Here is a 23,890-nt window from a genome sequence, read left to right as displayed (position 1 = left end):
GGCCATGGGTGACGCTGACGAGGCGTGGGAGCAGCTGATGAAGCGGGCCGCCGAGGGTGGTTTCGCCGGGTTGCGCGCAGATTCCGACGACGAGATCGACGACTCAGACCTGGGTGAAGCGCCCATCAATCCGAACTCCACCGGCTCCAAGGGCAGGAAGGGCGCCGGCGGTCCGGCGATGATGCCGCCCATGATGGGCGGCCCGGGCGGCGCGGGCCGCCCCGGTGCGCCCGGCGGTGTGGCCCCCGGAGACATGGCGGGCGCCATGGGTGGCGGGATGATGCGAGGCGCCCCCGGCGCGGCCGGAGCTGGCATGCCCGGTGGTGCCACGTCGATGGGCGGCGGCCTCGCCGGAGGCGGCGCGGGCGCCCCCGCAATGGGCGGCGTGCCCGGTGGTCCGGGTGGCCCCATGGCAGCGGGCCTCGGCCCGGACGGGACCGGCCCCGGAGGCCCTGGCCACGTCCTGCGGCCCGGTGACCCGGGCTATGTGCCCCGTCCGGGTGATCCGGGCTATGTGCCGGGGCCCGGGGAGCCGGGCTATTCTCCCCGCCCCGGGGAGTCCGGCTATTCGTTGCGTCCGGGTGATCCGGGGTACGTGCCGGGTCCGGGTGATCCGGGGTACGTGCCGCGTCCGGGTGATCCGGGCTACGTGCCGCGTCCGGGTGATCCGGGCTACGTCCCCGGCCCGGGGGATTCGGGCTACGTCCCCGGCTCGGGCGATCCCGGCTACGTCCCCGGCCCGGGCGATCCGGGCTACGTCCCACCGTCGCCCGGCTCAGAGGGTCCCTCGCCGTACCAGCCGCCGAGCTATCAGCCACCCTCCTATCCGGCGCCCTCATCCCCGCCCGCGTACCAGCAGCCCGGAGCCGAGGGTTCTGGGCAATACACGTCACCCAGTTACCCGACAGGGCCAGGGTCGTACTCGCCGTCCGGCGGCAGCTCGGGCGGCGGCGGGAGCACCGGTGACTATCAGGTGGATCCGGCCCAGCTGGAGGCTGCAGCCCAGGAATGGGAGGAGCTGTCCGGCGAGATGGAGTCTGTGACGTCGACCCCGGTCCCCACCGAATTCGGTCTCGTGCCGGACCTCGGTGTGAACTCCCTGACCTCGTCCACCACTGACTGGTCCTCCGGGGCGGGGGGCGAGTACAACACGATCTCGGCGATGCTGCGGTCCTCCGCCAGCGACTACCGGGGCACGGAGCAGGCCAATGCCCAGCAGGCGAAGGGGATGAACTGATGATTCCGATCGATCTGGTGGACGGGTTGTTCATCAGGCTGGGCGGCCAGCCGAGCGGATTCTCCCTGACCGAAGCGGAGGGCGTGGGGGCCCACCGGCTCGGGCCGGCCGTCGACGCGCTCAAGGCTGCCGTCGACGCCGCGGTGGAGGCGGATCGGAAGGACTCCGTGAACTGGTGGGACGAGTTCCTGTCGTTCGTGGAGCACGGCCTCTTCGGCTACCAGCAGGACCGCCGCGAGTTTGAGGCGAAGGGCGAGAAGATCATCCGGGATCTTCAGCGCGAGGTTGAGGCCGTTCGCGAGCAGATGACGGTCGTCCGAACGGAGGTGGGGCATGTCCCCGGCGACCTTGAGGCTGATGCGAGACGGTGGCGGACCAAGGCCGAACAGGTGTCACAGGTGCGCAGCAGGATCACTTCACTGCGACAGATCCCCGGTTGGATCAGCGGCGCCAGCAGCAGTTACACGGCGCGCAGCATCGTGCAGGACGGCGCGACGGAGGAACTGCGGGGGTTGGCCACCAGCATGGCCAATGCGATCAGCCAGCTCGCGCTGTTCAACCGGGCCCTCTTCCTCGTGATGGAGCGGGAGATCAAGGCCACCACCCAGGCTGTCCAGAGTCTGCAGCCTGGCGCCAAGGGCTATCACTACCGACGGGTTGCCAACGCGCTCGATCTTCTGAGGGCGTTGCGGACGAACCTGCAGGACGCCCAGTTCGGACGCCCTGTCCGAGACAGCGCCGATGCGCTTGCCGGCAAGGTGACGGAATGCCTCTCGGCTCCTCAGCTGCTTCAGCCTGGCACGTGGCCCACAGGCGGTGGGCAGGCCTCTGTCCCGCCGGCCCCCACGGACTCGGTGCCGGATCCGGATGAGGCAGAATCTCGGGTGGACGATCCGGCCGGCGCCCAGCAGCCCGGCGGAACCAACGACGGGGTGAAGAGGTAAGGAATGCGTGGAGCCGTTTCATTGGGATTGCGGTCCCTGGCCGCTTGCAGTGTCACGCTGTTGATCGTGAGCACCGGCTGCACCCCGGACGGCCCGGCACCCCCCAGCCCCACAGGGACTGTTGAGGCGTCGACAGCTGCTCCCTCGGCGACCCGGTCGTCCAGTGACCCGGCGGCCACTGGGTCGGTGCAGCTGGAGGAGTTGGGCGAAGACGAATACCCCACGACCGTCGGCGATTTCACCCTGAACTGGCTGCTCGGACAGCCGGTGTACGACGCCGGAAAATCGGATCGGATCGTTGTCGCGCCCTGGGCATGGAGTGAGCGGGCGGCCGAGTGGAGCGAGGGCCTCGAGAAGGGGCAGACAGAACTGCGCCCCGGTGTCTGGTGTTACGAGGCCAATGACGCGCAATGGTGCGTCGGGAACTCGGAGAGCGGTCGCCTCTTCCTCAACCGGGACATGTTTGACACCTTGACGCTGGAAGAACTCGCCGCCTGGACCGAGAGCTTCGTGGCGGAGGTTCCCTGACGTGACCGAATTCGACGACGACCTGGACCCGCTCGCGCCGCCACCTTACGGCGGCAATGAACCCGAGGAAGAGGCGATCGACGAATCCGACGGCGGGTTCTCAGACCGCGAAGGCATTGTGCGCCTCTGGTCTGAGCACGGCCGCCTCACCAAGGTGCGGCTGAGCCCCGTCTGGTTCCACAAGGTGCCGGACGCCGCGGCGTTGGAGGCCAGGTTCCGCGAGGCGCTGATGCTGTCGACCCTCCAGCTGGCGGCACCGCCAGAACCCGGCGCGGCTCCCGAGGAGCCCGAACTGCCCCGTGAAGTGCGCGAGCGTCTGCGCGACCTGCCCGCGCTCAGCCGTCGGTCACTGGTGTTGTTCGACCGCGTCGGCCGGGATCTCGACGCGCGGCATGCCGCAGCCCTGGCTGCGACCAGGGAGACGGAACCAGGGGCGCCGGCCAGGGGCCGCTCGAAGGGCGTCACCGTCATCCTCAACGGCGACGGTGGGGCGGAACGCATCATGTTCGATCCGAAGTGGCTCGATGATGCTCAGGTGGGGTCCATCTGCACCCACATCATGCTGGCGGCCGAACGGGCCTATGCACGCCACGATGAGGTCGAACGGCCACCCTCTGGGCTGGATGAACTGGCCCAGGAAAGAGACGTGTTGAGGACGGCCCTCCTCACCATGCTCAAACCTCGCGACAGTCGGCCCTGACAGGGTCCTCTGCCTCTTCCCCGTCGGCATCGACAGCATTTCATCACGCAGTTATGTGCACCGGTGTCTAACCGTTGTGCACAAGTGTGCATGGCTGTTGCAATGACGTGCAACATGCCCTTTGCTGGAGCAAACGCGTCTATGGAAGACGTCTATCTGACACTGCAGTCAGGAATGGAGAAATCATGGGAACCATCTTCCTCTCTGAGGCCGTTGGCTCGATGCTGCTGCTGCTACTCGGTGGTGGCGTGGTGGCCAACGCATTGCTCGCCAAGACGAAGGGCAACGGCCAGGGCTTCCTCTTCATCAACTGGGGCTGGGGTCTTGCGGTGTTCGCGGGCGTCCTCGCCTCCTACGCATCCGGTGGCCACATCAACCCCGCCGTCACCGTCGGCCTGCTCGTCAACGGCGCCGAGGAGATGGGTGGCGAACCCGTCTCCGTCGGCCTGGTGCTGGTGTACTTCGCCGGCCAGCTCGTCGGCGCCATGGCCGGCGCCGGCCTCGTGTGGCTGACGTACAAGCAGCACTTCGACACCGACACGGACCCCAACCTCAAGCTGGCCGTCTTCTCGACCGCACCTGAGATCCGCAACCCGCTCTGGAACCTCATCACTGAGGCCATCGGCACCTTCGTGCTCGTGTTCGTCGTCATCGCGGCCGGCAAGTTCACTGAGGCCGGCGGCGAAGGCCCGGCCAACCTCGGCTGGCTCGGCGCCCTCGGCGTGGCACTGCTCGTCGTCGGTATCGGTATCAGCCTCGGTGGCCCCACCGGTTACGCCATCAACCCCACCCGTGACCTCGGCCCCCGCATCATGCACGCCATCCTGCCCATCCCCGGCAAGCGCGACTCCGACTGGAGCTACGCCTGGGTACCGGTGGTCGGCCCCCTGATCGGTGGCGCCCTCGCGGGTCTGCTCGCGCTGGTCCTGCTCCCGCCGGTCGCCTGATCGCATCCATCCACCCTCACTGACGAGAAGGACTGAAGACACATGACTGACAAGTACGTACTTGCCATCGACCAGGGCACGACGAGTTCCCGTGCCATCGTTTTCGACCACAAGGGCACCATCGTGTCCGTGGGCCAGAAGGAGCACGAGCAGATCTTCCCCCGCGCCGGCTGGGTCGAGCACGACCCGCAGGAGATCTGGCGCAACGTGCGCACCGTCGTGGCGGATGCACTGAGCCAGGCCGAGCTGAACCAGAAGGACATCGCGGCCGTCGGCATCACCAACCAGCGCGAGACCACCGTCGTGTGGGACAAGAACACCGGCGAGCCTGCCTACAACGCCATCGTGTGGCAGGACACCCGCACGGCGAAGATCGTCGACGAACTGGGCGGCGCCGAAGGCCAGAACAAGTACAAGGCCCGCGTCGGCCTGCCGCTTGCCACCTACTTCTGTGGACCCAAGGTGAAGTGGATCCTCGACAACGTCGACGGCGCCCGCGAACGGGCCGAGGCCGGTGACCTGATCATGGGCACCATGGATTCCTGGGTGCTGTGGAACATGACCGGTGGCACCGACGGCGGCGTGCACGTCACGGACGTCACGAACGCCTCCCGCACCATGCTGATGGACCTGAAGACCCTCAGCTGGGACGAGGAGATCGCGGCCGACATGACCATTCCCCTGTCGATGCTGCCCGAGATCCGCAGCTCCGCAGAGGTCTACGGCGAGGGCCGCGAGAAGGGCATGCTGGCCGGCGTCCCGATCGCCGGCATCCTGGGCGACCAGCAGGCCGCCACGTTCGGCCAGGCCTGCTTCGAGGTGGGCATGGCGAAGAACACCTACGGCACGGGTAACTTCATGCTGATCAACACGGGCACCGAGGTCGTCCCGTCGGAGAACGGCCTGCTGACCACCGTCTGCTACAAGATCGGCGACAAGGACGCCATCTACGCCCTCGAGGGCTCGATCGCCGTGACCGGCTCGCTGGTTCAGTGGCTGCGTGACAACCTGGGCATCATCTCGTCGGCTCCCGAGATCGAGAAGCTGGCCGCCTCGGTCGAAGACAACGGCGGCGCGTACTTCGTGCCGGCGTTCTCCGGCCTGTTCGCCCCCTACTGGAAGTCCGACGCCCGCGGCGCGCTCGTCGGCCTCACCCGCTACGTGAACAAGGGCCACATCGCCCGCGCCGTCCTGGAGGCCACCGCCTACCAGACGCGCGAGGTGCTCGACGCCATGGAAGCAGACTCGGGCGTGAAGCTCGCAGAGCTCAAGGTGGACGGCGGCATGACGGCCAACGAAACCCTCATGCAGTTCCAGGCCGACATGCTCGGTGTCGACGTGGTGCGCCCCGTCGTCGCAGAGACCACGGCGCTGGGCGCTGCCTACGCGGCCGGGATCGCCGTCGGCTACTGGGAGGGCGAGCAGGACGTCATCGACAACTGGGCCGAGGACAAGCGCTGGACCCCGTCGATGGACGAAGCCGAGCGCGATCGCAAGTTCCGCCTGTGGAAGAAGGCCGTGACCCGCACGTTCGAGTGGGTCGACGAAGACGTGAAGGAGTGATCCTTCCGGCTCTGATTTCCTAGTTGGTTCCCGCTGCGTCGCAGGGCTTCCGTGAAGGAGGCCCTGCGACGTTGCATTTCCCCGGCTCCCGGCCCCGGCGGCGGAGTGAAGTTGTGCACCAAGTCCGCTGCACAACTCAACAACGCCGCCCCCGGCCCACGTGGCACCGCATACCGGCTCGACGGCGGAGTGAAGTTGTGCACCAAGTCCGCTGCACAACTTCACTCTGCCCCCTCGGGAAGTAGCCTTGGCGCATGGCTGAGCCGGTGATCCTCAAGATCGATGGACCCTACGGCGAGCGGGAGCTGAAACTCTCTTCGCCGGACAAGGTGCTGTGGCCCGACGATGGGGCAGGCGCCGTGACCAAGCGCGGCCTCGCCGACTACCTCCTCAGGATCTCCGACGCCTTCCTGCACCTGAACGGGAACCGGCCGATGACGCTGCAGCGGTTCCCTGAGGGGATCGAGGGCGAGGAGTTCTTCTCCAAGCGGCCACCCCGCGGCGCGCCGGATTTCCTCCGGACAGTGATGTGCACCTACCCGTCCGCCCGACGACACGAGCAGCTCCTCTTCGACGAGCCGGCGGACCTCGCCTGGGCCGCGCAGATGGGCACCATCACGTTCCACCCCTGGCCGGTGCGTGAGGACGACGTCGACAACCCCGACGAGCTGCGCATCGACCTCGACCCCCAGCCGGGGACCGACTTCAAGGACGCCGTCAAAGCCGCCCACGCGCTGCGCGAGGTGATGGCCGAGGTGGGCCTCAAGGCCTACGCCAAGACCTCCGGCAACCGCGGCGTGCACGTCTTCGCCCGCATCAAGCCCACCCACGAGTTCCAGCACGTGCGCCACGGGGTCATTGGCATCGCCCGCGAGCTCGAGCGCCGCATGCCGGACCTGGTCACCACCAGCTGGTGGAAGGAGGAGCGCGGCCAGCGCGTCTTCGTCGACTTCAACCAGGCCAACCGCGACCGCACCATCGCCGCCGCCTACTCTCCGCGCCCGCTCCCCGGTGCCCCGGTGTCGATGCCGGTGCGCTGGGAAGACCTCGACGACGTGGAGCCGCGCCAGTTCACCGTCCACACCGCGCCCGCCGTCGTGCAGGAGCGAGGCTGCGCCTGGGCGGACATCGACGACGAGGCCGGCGTCGTCGACGGCGCCCTCGAGTTGTGGGAGAAGGATCTCGAACGCGGGCTCGGCGAGCTCAACTTCCCGCCCGACTACCCCAAGATGCCCGGCGAGCCGCCTCGGGTGCCGCCGTCGAAGCGCCGGGAGGATAAGGCCGACGACGACTACCTCGCGCCCAAGGCCGAGCGCGACGCCGAGTGGGGCACCGCCGTCGTGCCGCCGTTCGGGCCGATGCTGGCCAAGCCGGTCAAGAAGCTGCCGAAGGGTGAGTACCTGTTCGAGCCCAAGTGGGACGGCTTCCGCTCGATCATCTGGCGCTCCGGCGACAACGTGGAGATCGGCAGCCGCAACGAGCGCCCGATGACCCGGTACTTCCCGGAGCTGGTCGAGGCCATCATCGACAACTTCCCGGACCACTCCGTGATCGACGGTGAGATCATCATGATCGACCCCGAGACCGGGGACCGCCTCAATTTCGACGCCCTGCAGCAGCGCATCCATCCTGCCGCCTCGCGCATCGAGAAGCTGTCGAAGCTCATGCCCGCCAGCTTCGTCGCGTTCGACGTGCTGGCCCTCGGCATGGACAACTACACCGAGAAGCCGTTCAAGGAGCGCCGCAAGGCGCTGGAGAAGGCGCTGAAGAAGGCGAAGCCGCCGATCTACCTGACCCGGGCCACCAGCGACGAGCCGACCGCGATGGAGTGGTTCGAGCAGTTCGAGGGCGCCGGGCTCGACGGGGTGATCGCCAAGCCGCTGGGCGAGGTGTACCAGGAGGACAAGCGCGTCTTGTACAAGCTCAAGCACGAGCGCACGGCCGACTGTGTCGTGGCCGGCTACCGCCTCTACAAGGGCGAGACCGAGGCGATCGGTTCGTTGCTGCTGGGCCTGTACACCGACGACGGGACGCTCAACTCGGTGGGCGTGATCGGGTCGTTCCCGATGGAACGGCGGCGCGAGCTGTTCGCGGAACTCCAGACCCTCGTCGACGAATCCGATGCGCACCCATGGGCGGAGATCGCCGCGGCGCAGCGCACGCCGACCTCGGCGCAGCATTCACGCTGGAACGCGAAGAAGGACCTGTCGTTCGTGCCGTTGCGCCCGGAGCGGGTGGTGGAGGTGAGGTACGACCACATGGAGGGGGACCGGTTCCGGCACACGGCGCAGTTCGTGCGGTGGCGCGACGACCGGGAGCCGGAGTCGTGCACCTACGACCAGCTCGAGGAGCCGCTCAGCTACGACCTGGACAAGGTGCTCGGGGCCGGCTGACCTGCCCGGTCACTGCAGCGTGACCTCGGCCATCTCGGCGCGGAACCCGCCCTCGACGGCCGGCAACTCAGTGAAGTACACCAGCACCCACTGGCTCTCGACAGGCTCCGTGAGGGTGACGGTGGCCGTGCCGGTGGCGGCCGGGTCTGCCCCGACGACCTCCCAGTCGGCCTCGGTGCGCATCGATGGGGTCTCGCCCTTCGGCACCCGGATCTCCACCGAGGTGGCGCCCACCAGCGTGAGGGTGACGCTGCTCACCGTGCGCGGCTCGCCCAGGTCCAGCAGCAGGCCCACGCCGGGCTTCAGCCCGCCGAGTTTGGGGTTGCGGAGGTAGCGCATGGTCTGCCAGGTGGTGGCCGGGTCGCCGTCGACGACATTGGCGGCCCGGTCCGGCACTTCCTCGTTGTTGCCGCCGTCGGTCTCCGGGTCGAAGTCGGTCACCTCTGCCACGGTGATGGGCCCCGACGCGACGGTGCTCTCGCCGTTGCCGGGTGTCGTCTCGCCGGGCGAGACGGCAATGGCGCTGGTCCCGCCGGGGGTGGTGGGGTTGGCCGGCTGCGGATCGTTGCCGCCGAAGAGGCTGAAGACCAGTGCGATGGCGAGCCCGATGACGGCCAGCGCCAGCAGGATCCACCAGAGGCGACCGTTGCGGCTGGGGCGTGCGCCCTCCCTGACGGGCGCCTCGTCCTGGCGCGACTCCCGGCCGAAGCCGAAGAGCGAGTCGTCGTCCGAGGCGGCCGGGAGCGTCACGGTGGGGGGCGCGGCCACGGCGTCGTCGGAGCGGCGGATGACCTCCGTCTCGCGGAACAGGGCGGGGCGGGGTGGGACGTCGTCGAGGCCGTGCCACGAGCGCACCCGCTGCTCCAGGTCCAGGGAGGCGTCCGCGGTGCCGAGCACCTCGTCGAGGGCGGCGACGAGCTGCGAGGCGCTGAGGATGCGCGGGACGCTCAGGTCGCCGCGCTCCGTGAGCGTGGCCGAGCAGATCCGGTCGAGGGCGGGCGAAATGCCCACCTGCACCGTGTGGGCGGGTGCGGTCTCGCCGGCGATGATGGGGGCCGCCGGCAGGTCCCAGGCGGCGCCGCCAAGCCAGTGGCGCACGAGGGTGGCGTACAGCAGGCTGCCGAGCGCGACGACGTCGGCCCGTTCCCGGGTGAACCAGGCCGTGTCCTCCGCGTCGCCGCGGGCCAGCGTGGCCTCGATCCCGAAGCCCACCAGCCGCACGGCGCCGGAGGTGGTGATGATGACGTTGTCCGGGGTGATCTGCTCATGGAACAGGCCCTGCGCGTGCACGCCGACCAGCGCATCTGCCAGTTCGCGCACGATGTAGGCGGCCTCGATGGCGCTCAGCGGGCCCTTCGAGAGCAGGTCGGTGAGCGAGCGGCCGAAGGCGTACTCGGCCACCACGTATGCGCCGATGCCTTGGTCGCGGTCCACCGTCTCGTCGGCGTCCAGCACCCGCAGGAAGCGCGAATCGGTGGCGGCGGCGCCCTTGCGCGCGGCCCGGAGCAACTCGGGGCTGCGGGGGTCGCCGGGGGCGAGCACGTGCACGACGACATCGCGCGACAGCACCTGGTCGTGCGCCCGCCACGTCTCGGCGCCATGCCGCTCGGCGAGTTGCTCGACGAGCTCGTAGCGCGTGTTGAGCAGCGTGCCGACGCTGGCGATCTGCCCCCGCTGCTCCTCGCGGAAGAGGCCCTCCAGGTCCAGCGGACCGGTGGGGTCGTCGTCGATGTCGGGTTCGGGATGACGGTCCATGGCGATGTCCTCAACTTCAGCTCCGGCGGCGACCTCGTTGTCGACGGGCCAGGCGGGGTGGGCATCGAACGTGCGCTGCACGATCGGGGGACGGTTACGGATGACGGTGGGCGGCCCCGAGTCGAAGTCGAGCGGGCCGGTGATGGCGGTCATGACGAGCGCCTCGTCGTCGCGGTCGGCGCTGTCATCACGGTCGCCGTGCGGCGCGTCCGTGGCGGGCTGGGCCCCCGGCGTGGCTGGGCCGCGGCGGCCGAAGCGGCTGCTCAGCAGGGTGGAGAGGCTGGTCAGCTCGCGCACCTTCAGCAGCTTGCCGATGCCGACGAAGCTGCCGAGGATCAGCAGCCCGCCCAGCGCCAGCGCCACGACGTTGCCCAGGAACTGGGAATCGATCAGGCGGGTCAGCCAACCTGCAAGGAAGTAGGCCGGCACGCCGCCGACGGCCGAGGCCAGCAGCAGCCGGAGGATGTGCATCCCGATGGCCCCGCCGTCGATGCCCGGCACCCGCCGCTTCAACAGCCGCCAGGACACCAGCACTCCGGCCAGATAGGCGACCGAGTAGGCCAGCGCGAGCGCGGTGGCCACCCACGAGGACGGCTCGTCCATCCAGGCCTGCGCGGCTGAGACCAGGCCGATGGCGCCCACCATGTTCAGCCCCGCGATGAGGACCTGCACGAGGAACGGGGTGCGGGTGTCCTCCAGCGCGTAGAAGGTCCGCAGCGTCACGAACTGGACGGTGAACGGGATGAGCCCGAGAGCGAAGGCCATCAGGGCCCAGGCCACCAGGTCTGAGCTGGAGCGGCCGGCGCCCTGCCCGAACAGGATCCCGGTGGTGGGCTGGGCCAGCGCGAGGAACACGACGGCGGCCGGGACGATCACGATCAGCGCGAGCCGCACCGTCTTCATGAACTCCTGGCTGACGCCTTCCGTGTCGCCTGAGGCCGCCAGGCGGGAGGCGCTGGGCAGCATGGCGGTGGCCAGCGACACCGTGATCAGCGAGTGGGGGAGGATCCACAGGAGATGCGCGTTGGCGTAGGCGACGACGCCGGCGCCCTCGCCGGTGGCCGTGGCCGAGGTGGCGAGGCGTTGCACGACGACCAGCGCGAGCTGGTTCACGGCCACGAAGCCGATGGTCCACTTCGTGAGCGAGAAGGTGTGGCCGAGGCCGGTGCCCTTGAGGTCGAAGCGTGGCCTCAGCTTGAAGCCCACCTTCCTGACGTACGGCAGCAGCACGAGGGTCTGCACGGCGATCCCCGCCGTCGACCCGATGCCCAGCAGGAGGATCTGCGGTGTGGTGAACGCCTGGCTGTGGTCCTGCTGGTTGCCCCAGACCACCAGGTAGGTGCTGAGCACGATGATCGCCACCACGTTGTTGGCGATGGGGGCCCACATCATGGGGCCGAACTTGTCGCGGGCGTTGAGGATCTGGCCCAGCAGGAAGAACGCGCCGTAGAAGAAGATCTGCGGCAGCGTCAGGAACATCAGCGCGATGAGGGAGCCGTACTGCGCCGCCAGACCGGGGTCACGCCAGGAGCCGGAGGTGTAGATCCCGGCGACGATCGGCGCCCCGATGGTGACCAGCACCGCGACGGCGGTGATGATCAGCATGAACGCCGTCATGATGCGGTTGGTGTAGGCCTCCCCGCCGTCCTCGTCCTTCTTGATGGCGCGCACGATCTGCGGCACGAGCACCGTGTTGAGGGCGCCGCCGGCGAAGAGGATGTAGAGCGAGTTGGGCACCATGTCCGCGAGGCCGTAGATGTCGGCCTGACGGGTGGCGGTACCGAGGATGAACGCGAGCAGGGCGACGCGGACGACGCCCAGGACGCGCGAGATCAGAGTCCCCGACGCCATCACCGCACTCGCGGAGACCAACCTCTTCGTACTGCTGACCTGACTCACTCGCTCCCCTTCGGCGGAAGGCCTTGATCCGCCCGCGCCCGTTCGCGGCGGACGGCGGCGATGCGCCACGCGGTGCCTCCCAGCACCACTGCACCCGATACGACGATGATGATCCAGCCGACGCGCCCAAGATCGGTGGCTGTGATTTCGATGGGCGGGCCCTCGGAGAGGAGCTGGCCCTCTGCGGTCACCAACCGGGGCCGCACCAGGGCGACTCCGTTGGCGGCGGCCTCCGGCGTGATCGTGATGGTGGCGGTGCCCCGTGCAGGCACCTCGACTGCCTTGACGCCCGGCACGCTGATGCGCTGCGGGGCGTCGGAACTGAACTCGACCCCGACGACGATGGGGATGTCCAGTTCGTTGCTGAGCGTGGCGGGGAACTCGTTGACCCGCGCCCCCATCACGTAGTTGGCGGCGGCCCGCAGCGTGACGCGGGAGAGGTCCACCTCCGCCGGCGACGCGGCGTTGAGGTAGTCGACGGCGGCCGCCTCCGTCGGGAACCCCTTCGAGTAGACAGTCGCCCCCACGGCGGCCAGGTCGTATGCCTCCGCGCTGGGGGTGAGGTCCGCCATCAGCGAGGCGTTGCCGGTCTGCTCGTCCAGCGCCGCCACCAGTTCCTGGTAGGCCGCCGGCGTCTGGGCGTCGGCCCAGCGCAGCGGCTCCGCGGGGGTGGTGGTGGCGGGGACGTGCTCGCGGTAGGGCGCGAGCTCGTTGTCGATGGCGGCGGCCTCCGGGGTGTCGATCACGTACAACGGCGGGCGGGGCGCGAGCAGCTCGTCGGCGATTTTGCGGGCCAACTGCACGCCGGCCGGCAGGGCGGTGACCGCGCCCTGCGGGGCTGCGGTGAGCACGCGGGGCGGGCCGACGCTGGCGCCGGTGGCGTTGCGGATCACCACGGTGCTGAATTCGCCCAGTTTGCTGACCAGATCCGTGTTGGCGCCCTCGTCGAGGACGGCCACCGACGGCAGCTCGAGGAGGTACTCGGGCGTGGCTTCGCGCGCCCAGGCCAGCACACGCGGCAGCTGGCCGGTCGCGTCGACGCGGACCAGATCCGGGTTGGCGAACGGGAGGCGCCACAGGCGACCGTCGTCGGCCAGGGCGTCGACCCGCTCGATCCAGCGCAGGGCCACCCCGTTGGCGGGTCGTGCCTCACCGGCGACGGTGTGCTCGGCGCTGAGCCACTGCACGGCCTGGTAGAGCGCCGGGTCCACGGCGCTGATGACGCCGGGTCGTTCGGCGGAGCTGAGGAGGGTCTCGAGGCGGCCACTGAGCTGCTCCGTGAGGGAGTCGTCGAGGAACGTGCCGTCCGGCAGCCACGACGGGGTGCCCGCCAACACCACGAGGGCGCTGGAGCCCACCGGCTGCTGCGTGGCGGGGGTGACGACCTGGGCGCGGCCGACCACCATGTTGTCCCCGTCGTCGGGGATGCCGCGCACCTGGACGCCCAGCAGGTAGACCGCGTCGTCGCGGCTGAGGGGGATCTGGGAGGGGGCCTCGGTGATGAGCTCGGCGACGGTGGCGCGGACGGTGAAGTTGGCGCGCTCGCCGGGGCCGAACGGCTCGTCGCGGGTCAGGATGTCGAGGTTTCCGGCGGCCTCTTCGAACAACCGGTTGCCGACGGGCAGGTTCGCGGTGATGGAGGTCAGCTCGTCGGTGGTGAGGATGGGCACCGGGGCGCGCCAGAAGTGCACGTTGACGTAGCGGATGGGGGTGGTGGAGACGTTCGTCAGCCGCCCCTGGATCTCGACGACCTGCTCGGGGTTGTCCAGATTGAGCGTGGGGGTGGAGATGGAGGTGATCTCCACATCGAGGTATTCGGAGGCTGCGTTCGCCGTCGACGGGGTGCCGACGAGGCCCATCGCCAACAGCATCGCTGCCAGCAGGGCACGCAGCAACCGACCGACCATCACCGTCTCATGGTAGACGGGCCGCGGGAAGATTGAGTTGCGCGCGCTCCCGGAGGGCGGATCCGGCGCGGCCCTCGACGTGCGCGGCGGCGGCCGCCAGGGCGTGCCGCAGCCACTGCGTCGGCTCATCCGAGGCGAGCCGGCCCCAGGCGAGGCCGGCCACGAAGGAGTCGCCTGCCATCACAGATTGGATGGGTCGCTCGACGGGCAGCGAGCCGTACTCCGCGGCAGCGTGCGGGTCCGGGACATAGGCCACCCCGCGCGCCCCCAGCGACACCATCGGTAACCGAACCCCCGCGCGGCGGAGGACCTCCAGCGCGACGGCGACCCGGTCCTCCTGCGGTGCGGCCGCGACCTCCGGGATGGCCAGGATTTCGTCGTCGTTGGGCTTGAACGCCAGCACTCCCGGCACGTCGAGAGCGGCCACGAGGGCGTCCTTCTGCGCATCGACCACCACCTCCGCGCCGCGTTCCAGCACCGCGCGGGCCACGTCTGCCCACGTGGTGACGGGCAGGCCGGTGGGGGTGGATCCGTTGAGGGTGACGATGTCGCCCGGCTGCACTTCCGCCAGCAGGGCGTCGACGAGGGGGCGCACGTCGGCCGGTCCGGAGAGGGTGAAGCCCTGCGCGACGAAGTGCGCCGCCACCTTCTCGCCCGCGGCGTCGATGAGGGTGAGGTTGTGCCTGGTCGCGCCCGGCACGGTGACGAGCCGGTGCGCGATCCCCTCCGCCGTGAGCCGGCCCGAGTAGTCCTTCTCGTCATCGGCCCCGACGAGGGCGTAGGCGACCGTGGGTACGCCCAACGCGACGGCGGCCCGGGCGCAGCTGATGCCCTTCCCTGAACAGACGCTACGGAAGGCGTGCATCTGGGAGACGCCGCCCCAGACGGTGTCGCCGACGGTGAAGTAGTCGTCGTAGCCCGTGTTGAGGGTGACCGTGCGCAGAGTCCGCATGCCCACAACCTACTCACGCCACCATGTCGGCGCCGCAGGATTGCCCGCGTCGCCTGTCAGGCCGGCGCTGGGGGCAGGGCAATTGTCGGTCGTCGTAGAGTGCAGCTGTGCGCAGCATCATTCGGATCATGGCAACGGCCAGGGAATTGTGGCCCCTCTACGTCAGCATCGTCCTGGGGGCCATCCTGGTGTCGGCCACCGCGCTGCTCACGCCGTTCGTGATCGGCCGGGCCACCGACACCGTCGTCAGCATCGCCTCGGGCGACGGCGGCACCTGGACGGACCTCGTCTGGTACGCCGTCGTGCTGCTGGTGATCGCCCTGGCCAACTCGCTGCTGACCAACATCGCCGGCTACTTCGGCGACCAGATGTCGGTGAAGCTGCGCGCCATCCTGTCGGGTCGCTACTTCCACAAGCTCCTGCGCCTGCCGCAGCGCTACTACGACAACGAACTGACCGGCAAGATCGTCAGCCGGCTGAACCGGTCCATCACCTCGATCACCGACTTCCTGCAGACCTTCGCCAACAGCTTCTTCCCCACCGTCGTCACCTTGCTCGCGGTGCTGGTCATCACGGCGTTCTACTCGCCGTGGCTGTCGCTGCTGCTGATCATCATCTACCCGACGTTCGTGTGGCTGACCGCCATCACCTCGCGCCGGTGGATGGTGTGGGAGAAGCAGAAGAACGACCACTACGACATCGCCGGCGGCCGCTTCGCCGAGGTCATCGGCCAGATGCGCGTGGTCAAGTCCTTCGTCGCGGAGAAGCGCGAGCTCAAGGGGTTCAACGAGCACTACGACAACACGCTCACCCTCACGAGGTCCCAGTCGGCGTTCTGGCACCGGATGGACTTCTGGCGCCGGGCGGCGCTCGACCTGGTGTTCTTCGGCGTCTACGCCATCATCTTCGTGCAGGCGGCGCGCGGCGACTACACCGTGGGCGCGATGGTGCTGCTCATCCAGCTCACCGCCATGGCCCGCCAGCCCGTCACCTCCATGAGCTACTGGGTGGACCTCACCCAGCGCGCCGTGGTCGGGAGCGAGGAGTACTTCAACGTGATGGCGGAGATCGATGAGCCCAACAACGCGCTGGAGGCGGAACCCACCGCGGAGGTGAAGTGGACCGACGAGGACCCGGTCATCGCGTTCGACGACGTCGACTTCGGCTACGACGACGGTGACGGCGGCAGCGACAACCTGGTGCTGCGCGGCATCGACCTGGCCGTCAACCGCGGGGAACGCGTGGCCTTCGTCGGCGAATCCGGCGGCGGCAAGACCACGCTGGTCAACCTCATCATGAAGCTGTACCCGGCCACCCGGGGCGAGATCCGGGTGCATGGCCAGTCCGTCCGCGACGTGCCGACGGTGGCGCTGCGCAAGGCGATCGGCGTGGTCTTCCAGGACGCGAACCTGTTCAGCGGCACCATCCGCGAGAACATGGAGTACGGCCGCCCCGGAGCCACCGACCAGGAACTCACCGTCGCGGCGCAGCGGGCCAACGCGCTGGATTTCATCTCCCGCCTGCCCAACGGTTTCGACACCGAGATCGGCGAGCGGGGCATCAAGCTGTCCGGCGGCCAGAAGCAGCGGCTGTCCGTGGCGCGGGCGCTGCTGAAGGACGCCCCCATCCTGATCCTCGACGAGGCCACCAGCTCGCTCGACACCAAGGCCGAGCGGGCCGTCCAGGCCGGGCTCGAGCAACTCATGGTGGGCAGGACCACGCTGATCATCGCGCACCGCCTCTCCACCATCGCGTCGGTGGACCGCATCGTGACGCTCCGCGAGGGTCGCATCGACGAGGTGGGCTCTCCCGCCGAGCTGGCGCGCTCCGGCGGCATCTACGCAGAGCTCCTGGCGCTGCAGGGCTCGGAGAACAAGGCGGACAAGGCACGCCTGCTCGCGTACGAGATCACGCAGTAAACGCACCGGCGACTTCTGACTCAGCCCGTGGCGCCGGACCTGTCCAGCAGCGCGTCGATGTCGCGGATCACGATGCCCCGGCGGCCGTGGAGGCCGAGCACGCCGTCGTCGACGAGCTTGCGCAACTGACGGCTGAGCGTCTCCGGAGTGGTACCCAGGTGCGAGGCCACGTCCTTCTTGGCCATCGGCAGTTCCACCTCTGCCCCCTCCGGAGTGGAGGTGGAGGGCAGATCCAGCAGGTAGCTGGCCAGGCGCGCGCCGACGTCGGTGCCGCTCATGGCGGCCAGCATGCGCTCGGCGTTGGCCAGCCGCTCCGACTGGACCTGCAACATCCGCACGGCGATGCCGGGATAGCGGGCCACCAGGGCGGCGAGGTCGTCGTGGTCGAACGTGCACATCGACGCCTCGGTGTCGGCGTAGGCGTAGTGGGTGGGGCGACGGCCCAGGACGAAGGCGTCCTCCCCGAGCACGTCCCCCACGCTGAGCACCCGCACGACGTGTTCGCGGCCGCCCTCCGACAGGTGCACCACCCGGACCCGGCCGGAATGCACCACGAAGAGCCGGCGGCTGCGGTCCCCGGCGGCCACCACCTGGTCGCCGGCGTCGAAGTGGAGCGGTCGGGCGAACCCCGCCACCTCCAGCTGCTGGGTGTGGTCGAGGCCCTTGAAGATCGGCACGAGGGAAACGCAGGTATCGCCGGTTGACATGGCTCAAGTATGCACCTGCTCGGTCCGTTCCTTCTTGACGTAGGTCAAGGACTCGGTGGCGGTTCCAGCGTAGCTTCGACTCATCGGCAACAACGCCGGAATGAATAGAAGGAACCGACATGACCACGCAGACCACCACCCGCACCATCCTCCGCGCCGAGGGCTTCAGCTGCCCCTCCTGCGTCGCCAAGATCGAGAAGGCCGTCGGCCAGCTCCCCGGCGTCGCCCTCGTGAAGGTCCACTTCGCCTCCTCGCGGATCGAGGTCGACCATGACGTCGAGGCCACCAGCGTCGACGACCTGGTCGCCGCCGTCGCCAAGGTTGGCTACACCGCCCGTCCGTCGGCTTTCTGAGGGGTTAGGTAGCCATGCATGCCCGTCTTCATCGCTGGGCGATCCCCGCCGTTTCCGGCGCCCTGATCGTCGTGGCACTGGTCCTCGGCCAGGTCGCTCCGTCCGTCGGCGAGTACTTCATGCTCGCCGCGGCGGTGGTGGCCGGCGCCCCCGTCGTCAAGAAGGCCTGGCTCGCCCTGCGGGTCAGGGTCATCGGCATCGACCTGCTGGTGGCCGTCGCGGCCATCGGCGCGATCGCCATCGCCAACTACTGGGAGGCCGCAGCCGTCACGTTCCTCTTCGCGTTGGGTCACGCCCTCGAGAACGCCACCCTCGCCAAGACCCGCTCCGCGCTGGCCGAACTCGTCGCGCTGGCACCCACCACCGCCACGGTGATCCGTGACGGCGAACAGGTCGAGGTGCCCGCCCACACCGTCGGTGTCGGTGAAACGGTCATCGTCAAGAACGGTGGGCGGGTACCCGTCGACGCCGACGTGGTCAGCGGCCAGGCCGCCGTCGACGAGGCCGCCATCACCGGCGAGTCCATCCCGGTCGAGAAGTCGGCCGGCTCAGAGGTGTACGCCGGCACCATCGTCGCCGACGGCTTCCTCACCCTCAGCGCCACGGGCGTGGGCGCCGACACCACCCTGGCCCGCATCGTCCACCGCGTGGAGGAGGCCCAGGACGCCAAGGCCCGCACCCAGCAGTTCATGGAGCGGTTCTCCAAGTGGTACACCCCCGGCATCATCGCGCTGGCCGTCGTCGTGGGGCTCCTCACGATGGACCTCGAACTGGCGCTCACCCTGCTCGTCATCGGCTGCCCCGGCGCGCTGGTGATCTCCGTGCCCGTCGCCCTCGTGGCCGGCATCGGCCGCGCCGCCCGAGACGGCATCCTCATCAAGGGTGGCGAGTTCCTCGAGACCGCGGCCAAGATCGACGTGGTGGCGCTGGACAAGACCGGCACCATCACCCGCGGCGAGCCGCGGCTCACCGACATCATGAGCCGGACTCTCGGCGACGACGAGGTCCTCCGGTGGGCCGCTCAGGCCGAGGCAGGCTCCGAGCATCCCCTCGCCGTGCCCGTCCTCGACGAGGCCCGCGAGCGCGGGATCACCGTCCCTGCCGTCCCGGAGCACGTCCGCTCCGTGCCCGGCCACGGCGTGGTCGCGATGGTGCAGGGCCGCGAGGTCGCCGTCGGTAACGTCGCCCTCATCGAGAAGGCCCTCCGCTCCTCGCAGGCACCCGCAGGGCGCCAGTGGGCGGAGGCCGCAGTCGAGGAGTTGTCCGCGGCCGGCCGCACGCCGCTGCTGGTGGCTCTCGACGGTGACATCATCGGGGCACTCGGTGTCGCCGACACCGTCCGCGACGAAGCTGCCGAACTCGTCGCCTCCCTGCACGCCGCCGGCGTCAAGCGCGTCCTGATGCTCACCGGCGACAACCAGCGGGTCGCCGATTCCGTCGCCGCCCAGGTGGGGATCGACGACGCCCGCGCGTCGCTGCTGCCCGAGGACAAGCTGGAGGTCATCCGCCAGCTCCAGGCCGAGGGCCACACCGTGGCCATGGTGGGCGACGGCGTCAACGACGCCCCCGCGCTCGCGCTCGCGGACGTCGGCATCGCGATGGGTGCAGCCGGCTCGCCGGTGGCCGTGGAGACCGCCGACATCGCGCTGATGACCAGCCGCCTCAGCCGCATCCCGGACGCGATCTCGCTGGCGAAGCGCACGGCCGGGGTCATGCGGGCCAACATCGTGATCGCCCTGATCACGGTGGGCACCCTGCTGGCCGGCGTCCTGTTCGGTGGCGTCACCATGGCGATCGGCATGCTCGTCCACGAGGCCTCCGTGCTGGTGGTCATCGTCAACGCGATGCGCCTCCTGCGCCGCAGGAGCAGCGCCTCGCAGCCCCGGCTGCGCCCTCGGGTGGGCGACCGGCAGCTCGCCACGGAGCGGAAGCCTGAGCTGGTTCGCTGAGGCTTCCTGTCGAACCTGTGCGGCGTCCTGCCCCACAGGTTCGACCCGCTTTCCCCCGAGCGTCCCGCGCGTCACTAGCATCGATCGGCAACAGAGCTGAAGGGGATCCGCATGCCGTGGTTGGAGATCGTCGGGTGGCTGGGCTCCATCCTGGTGGTGTGGTCGCTGACGCTGGGCAGTGTGCTCCGGTTCCGCTGGATGAACCTCACCGGGTCCGTCATCGCCGCCGTCTACAACGGGATCATCGAGGTGTGGCCGTTCATGGCGATGAACGCCGTCATCGTGCTGATCAACATCTACTGGCTCAGCCGCCTCTACCGCGAGCGGCACGACGCCGCCGTCTACGAGGTGGTCCCGGTCAGCCCGGACGACGCGTACCTGGCGCGGGTGCTCAGCGTGCACGCCGACGACATCGCGGCCACCCACACGGGCTTCCGGCCCGAACTCCTCAACCGGGGGGACCGCCACGCCTGGTTGGTGGTGCGCGGCGACGAGACCGTCGGGGTCACCGTGGTGCGTGACGCCGGCAACGGTGAGGGCATCGTCGAACTGGACTGGGTCAGCCCCCGCTTCCGCGACTTCACCCCCGGCGAGTTCGTGCACCGTCGCTCCGGCATCTTCGAGGAACTCGGCCTGGAACGGGTGGTGGTGGAGCGACCGGAGAAGCACCTGACGGAGTACCTCAGCCGGGTGGGCTTCGCTCCCGAGGGCGACCGCTGGGTGCGCGCCGTGTGACACCGTTGCGCCACGCAACGATTTCGGACTGGAGTGGGCCGGGCGTACATTGGGCGGTTGTGACCAAACAGCCAACCCCCTTTGAATTCGCGACCATCCGGTGGGCATATTTCGGTCTCGTGGTCGGCATGTTCAGCGCCTCGATCTCGCAGACGATCGTCGGCCCCGCCATCCCGCGCATCGTCGCGGACCTCGGCGGCCTCGCCTGGTATTCGTGGCTCTCCACGATCGTGATGCTGGTCAGCGCCGTGGTCACCCCCATCTCGGGCAAGCTGTCCGACATCTTCGGCCGCCGTCGCTTCTACATCATCGGCCTGCTGCTGTTCATGCTCGGCTCCGTGCTCTCCGGCATGGCGTTCAGCTTCTGGTTCCTCATCGTCGCCCGCACCGTCCAGGGCATCGGCATGGGCATCCTCATGCCGCTGTCGCAGACCATCCTCGGCGTGCTGATCCCGCCGCGGCAACGCGGCAAGTACCAGGGCTACATGGGTGCGGTCATGGGCGCGTCGCAGGTGGCCGGCCCGCTGCTGGGCGGCTGGATCACCGACGTGTCGAGCTGGCGGTGGCTGTTCTACATCTCGATGCCCGTGGGCCTGCTCGCGCTGCTGATCATCCTGCGGCACCTGCACATCCCCGAGGAATCGGTGCGCGGGAAGATCGACCACGCGGGCATCTCCACCATGACCATCGGTGTGTCGGCGGCGCTGCTGGGCATCAGCCTGGGCGGGCAGAACGGCTGGGGGGAGCCGCAGGTCATCGTGCTGCTGTTGGTGGGTGTCGTCTTCAGCGTCGCGTTCGTCTGGGTGGAGCACCGGGCCGAAGAGCCCATCGTGCCGATGCACCTGTTCCGCAACAAGATCTTCACGTTCTCCACGGTGGGCGCGTTCTTCATGAACATGGCCATGATGGCGGTGCTGATCTACGTCCCGGTCTACGCCCAGGGCGTGCTGGAGGTCTCCGCCACGGAATCGGGCCTGATCCTGATCCCGATGAACGTGGTGCTGTTCGCCATGGGCATCGTCGTGGGTCAGCTCACCAGCCGCACCGGTCGCTACAAGGAGTTCGCCGTCGCCGGCGCCGTGGTGCAGGTGATCGGCGCGCTGTTGATGTTGCGGCTGGGCGAGGATTCCAGCCGTCTGGAACTGGTGGCCTCCACCGCGGTGCTGGGCTTCGGCTACGGCATGGCGTTCCAGATCTACGTGCTCGCGGTGCAGAACGCGGTGCAGCGGCGCGACCTGGGGGTGGCCACCTCGGCCCTCCAGTTCTTCCGCAACATCGGCAACACGCTGGGCACTGCCATCGCCGGCACCATCATGACCACGCACCTCATGAGCGGCATCGAGGAGCGCCTGACCCCCGAGCTGGCTGCGCGGGTGCCCACCGGCGGCCTCAACCCCAACGCGGTGCTGCATCCCGGGGACCTGCTCTACCTGCCGGAACCGTTGGCCGACCTGCTGCGCTCTTCGCTGGGCGACGCGATGCAGGCGGTGTTCCTCATCCTGCCGGTGCTCACGCTGCTGTCGCTGGGGGGGACGCTGTTCATCAAGGCCGTCCCGTTGCGCGACACGCTGGCCCAACCGGAGGAGCGCGGACGCGAACTGCTCGACGCCACCGCCATGTCGGCGCCCGATCAGGAGCGCGTCCGGCTCACGCCTGAGGACTCCCACGCCCGCAGCAAGGAGCGCATCCTCGGCGCCCACCTCGTGCTGCTCGCGGAACAGGTGCGCGACGACAACCCCATCCTCCGCGACGCCGTGGCCGAGTTCGGCGGCGGCGACCTGGGCAGGGGCCTGCAGATGCTGCGCTCCACCGGCACGATGCTGCTGACCGAGGACCCGGACCTGATCGACGAGCACGAGGCGTTCGCCGTCGAGATGTCGAAGCGTGGCCGCAGGGAGCGGATGCTGAGCGAGCAGATGACGGCGCGCCTCGACGCCGTGGCCGAGTTGGTGGCCCACCGGCCGACGGGGGATGTGACGCGCCCGCGGATCGACACCGCCGAGGGCATCGACGGCGCCGGGTTGCGTCGGGCCGTGATGATGCTCGACAGCGCGCTGGTGGCGGACATCGCCACCCGCCGCTGGGACCGACCGTGAGCAATTGGATGGGGTCACGGCGCGACACGCCGCGCGAGTTCAGGGGGTGAGTGCAACAGATCTGAAGGGGATGTGTTGTGTCGGTCGCGGAGAAGCGTGGGGTTGCCCTTGCCGGGTTGGCTGAGGGGCTCAGTGCGCGAGAAGTCGCACGGGGGTTGGGTATCTCGCCTGGGATGGTGTGGAGGTGGGCCAAACTCGAGGGTGTGAAGTTGCAGCATGGGCGGCTCGGGGGTGTGCCCGAGCTGCGGCCGCGGGCGGCGCGGGAGCCGCGTCGGGTGCCCGAGGGGGACTGGGTCGATTGCAATGGCAGGCTGACTCAGGCGGGTCGGATGGTGATCGCGATCCGGCTGAGCGAGGGACGTGGTGACACGTGGATCGCTGCCGAGTTGGGGGTGGCCCGTTCGACGGTGTGGCGGGAGCGTCAACGCGGATCCGTTGAGGGTAAGTACCGGTGGCGTCCCGCGCAGACACGTGCCGACCAGGCCCGGAAACGGCCGAAGCCTGGGAAACTGGCCCCTGGTAGCGCGGTGCGTGCTGAGGTGGTCGAGCGGTTGAAGCGGCGTGATTCTCCCGAGCAGATCTCGGGCCGGTTGAAACTCGAATTCCCTGACCGGGAGGACATGTGGGTGAGTCACGAGACGATCTACCAGGCGCTCTACATCCAGACCGCCGGGTCACTGCGTCACGAATTGACGGTTGACAAGGCGTTACGTCAGGGCCGCAGCAAACGTCGACCGAGATCGAAGCTGCCTGCTAAACCCCGGGGCTGGATCGGGGAGGACGCGGTCCTGGCGAAACGTCCCGAGGAGGCTGACGACAAGCGGGTGCCAGGCCACTGGGAAGGTGACCTGATCATCGGGTCGGATCTACGCTCCGCGCTGGTCACCCTCGATGAGCGTCACACGAAGTACACGATGATGCGGCGGGTCTGTGTCCATGACACCTTCACCGTCACCGACATCCTCACGATCATGGCCCGAGAGTTACCCGCTTCGCTGTGGCGCTCGTTGACCTGGGACCAGGGCGTAGAGATGGCCGCCCATCACCGATTCACCGACGAGACCTCCTGCAAGGTGTACTTCTGTGATCCCCACTCCCCGTGGCAGCGTCCCACCAACGAAAACAGCAACGGACTCAAGCGTCAGTACTTCCCCAAGGGCACCGACTTCACCCGTGTCACCGACGCAGAAGTCGCCGCGGCCGAGTACGAACTCAACACCCGCCCCCGGAAGGGCTTGGATTACGAGACCCCTGCTGAGAAACTGGCCAAACTAGTTGGTGTTGCACCCACCGATTGAATCCGCCC

Annotated in this window: 17 protein-coding genes; 13 read left to right on the top strand and 4 right to left on the bottom strand. The window is 69.0% G+C overall.

What is annotated here, in order from left to right; all coding sequences use genetic code 11:
- Positions 1 to 4 precede the first annotated feature (4 nt).
- The 7 genes from ACZK4S_RS13900 to ACZK4S_RS13870 all read left to right on the top strand — a co-directional run bounded on the left by ACZK4S_RS13900 (position 5) and on the right by ACZK4S_RS13870 (position 8,312).
- A complete protein-coding gene (locus ACZK4S_RS13900; protein WP_463644684.1) occupies positions 5 to 1,237 on the top strand; it encodes a WXG100 family type VII secretion target in 1,233 nt (410 codons plus the stop codon).
- On the top strand, positions 1,237 to 2,181 hold the full coding sequence (locus ACZK4S_RS13895) for a hypothetical protein (protein WP_463644683.1): 945 nt from the start codon (positions 1,237 to 1,239) through the stop codon (positions 2,179 to 2,181). Before ACZK4S_RS13900 ends, ACZK4S_RS13895 begins: the two co-directional genes overlap by 1 nt.
- Before the next feature lie 66 nt (positions 2,182 to 2,247).
- Positions 2,248 to 2,709, top strand: a complete 462-nt coding sequence (locus ACZK4S_RS13890; protein WP_158069070.1) for a hypothetical protein — start codon at positions 2,248 to 2,250, stop codon at positions 2,707 to 2,709.
- Position 2,710: 1 nt separating this feature from the next.
- On the top strand, positions 2,711 to 3,409 hold the full coding sequence (locus ACZK4S_RS13885) for a hypothetical protein (RefSeq protein WP_076062181.1): 699 nt from the start codon (positions 2,711 to 2,713) through the stop codon (positions 3,407 to 3,409).
- A 185-nt stretch (positions 3,410 to 3,594) separates the two neighbouring features.
- Positions 3,595 to 4,356 carry an MIP/aquaporin family protein gene (locus ACZK4S_RS13880; protein ID WP_076062184.1) on the top strand — a complete coding sequence of 254 codons (762 nt, stop codon included), beginning with the start codon at positions 3,595 to 3,597 and terminating at the stop codon, positions 4,354 to 4,356.
- Between the two features lie 42 nt (positions 4,357 to 4,398).
- A complete protein-coding gene (gene glpK / locus ACZK4S_RS13875; protein ID WP_076062186.1) occupies positions 4,399 to 5,919 on the top strand; it encodes a glycerol kinase GlpK in 1,521 nt (506 codons plus the stop codon).
- A 254-nt stretch (positions 5,920 to 6,173) separates the two neighbouring features.
- Positions 6,174 to 8,312 carry an ATP-dependent DNA ligase gene (locus ACZK4S_RS13870; RefSeq protein ID WP_463644682.1) on the top strand — a complete coding sequence of 713 codons (2,139 nt, stop codon included), beginning with the start codon at positions 6,174 to 6,176 and terminating at the stop codon, positions 8,310 to 8,312.
- Positions 8,313 to 8,321: 9 nt separating this feature from the next.
- Here ACZK4S_RS13870 and murJ read toward each other — a convergent pair whose 3' ends face one another.
- Genes murJ through ACZK4S_RS13855 form a run of 3 tightly spaced genes read right to left on the bottom strand, consistent with a single transcriptional unit; the run spans position 8,322 to position 14,825 of the window.
- Positions 8,322 to 11,966, bottom strand: a complete 3,645-nt coding sequence (murJ, locus tag ACZK4S_RS13865; RefSeq protein ID WP_463644681.1) for a murein biosynthesis integral membrane protein MurJ — start codon at positions 11,964 to 11,966, stop codon at positions 8,322 to 8,324.
- Positions 11,963 to 13,873, bottom strand: coding sequence for a DUF6049 family protein (locus ACZK4S_RS13860; RefSeq protein WP_463644721.1), 1,911 nt, complete (start codon positions 13,871 to 13,873; stop codon positions 11,963 to 11,965). Before ACZK4S_RS13860 ends, murJ begins: the two co-directional genes overlap by 4 nt.
- Positions 13,874 to 13,880: 7 nt before the next feature.
- A complete protein-coding gene (locus ACZK4S_RS13855) occupies positions 13,881 to 14,825 on the bottom strand; it encodes a 1-phosphofructokinase family hexose kinase (protein WP_463644680.1) in 945 nt (314 codons plus the stop codon).
- 107 nt (positions 14,826 to 14,932) lie between these two features.
- Between ACZK4S_RS13855 and ACZK4S_RS13850 the strand changes: the two genes are divergently transcribed.
- Complete coding sequence (locus ACZK4S_RS13850; RefSeq protein WP_463644679.1) at positions 14,933 to 16,744, top strand: ABC transporter ATP-binding protein; 1,812 nt, start codon at positions 14,933 to 14,935, stop codon at positions 16,742 to 16,744.
- A gap of 20 nt (positions 16,745 to 16,764) precedes the next feature.
- Here the strand turns inward: ACZK4S_RS13850 and ACZK4S_RS13845 are convergent, their stop codons facing one another.
- A complete protein-coding gene (locus ACZK4S_RS13845; protein ID WP_182763028.1) occupies positions 16,765 to 17,451 on the bottom strand; it encodes a Crp/Fnr family transcriptional regulator in 687 nt (228 codons plus the stop codon).
- A gap of 119 nt (positions 17,452 to 17,570) precedes the next feature.
- Between ACZK4S_RS13845 and ACZK4S_RS13840 the strand changes: the two genes are divergently transcribed.
- The 5 genes from ACZK4S_RS13840 to ACZK4S_RS13820 all read left to right on the top strand — a co-directional run bounded on the left by ACZK4S_RS13840 (position 17,571) and on the right by ACZK4S_RS13820 (position 23,882).
- Positions 17,571 to 17,804, top strand: a complete 234-nt coding sequence (locus tag ACZK4S_RS13840; RefSeq protein ID WP_459396644.1) for a heavy-metal-associated domain-containing protein — start codon at positions 17,571 to 17,573, stop codon at positions 17,802 to 17,804.
- 14 nt (positions 17,805 to 17,818) lie between these two features.
- Positions 17,819 to 19,753, top strand: a complete 1,935-nt coding sequence (locus tag ACZK4S_RS13835) for a heavy metal translocating P-type ATPase (protein ID WP_463644678.1) — start codon at positions 17,819 to 17,821, stop codon at positions 19,751 to 19,753.
- 111 nt (positions 19,754 to 19,864) lie between these two features.
- Complete coding sequence (locus ACZK4S_RS13830) at positions 19,865 to 20,488, top strand: hypothetical protein (protein WP_182763025.1); 624 nt, start codon at positions 19,865 to 19,867, stop codon at positions 20,486 to 20,488.
- 59 nt (positions 20,489 to 20,547) lie between these two features.
- Positions 20,548 to 22,584, top strand: a complete 2,037-nt coding sequence (locus tag ACZK4S_RS13825) for an MDR family MFS transporter (RefSeq protein WP_463644677.1) — start codon at positions 20,548 to 20,550, stop codon at positions 22,582 to 22,584.
- A gap of 329 nt (positions 22,585 to 22,913) precedes the next feature.
- Positions 22,914 to 23,882, top strand: coding sequence for an IS30 family transposase (locus ACZK4S_RS13820; RefSeq protein ID WP_386086559.1), 969 nt, complete (start codon positions 22,914 to 22,916; stop codon positions 23,880 to 23,882).
- Positions 23,883 to 23,890 lie beyond the last annotated feature (8 nt).

The organism is Tessaracoccus zhenghani (genome assembly GCF_055326325.1).
The sequence above is the reverse complement of the archived record's forward strand: the minus strand, read 5'-3'. Positions and strand labels throughout refer to the sequence as shown.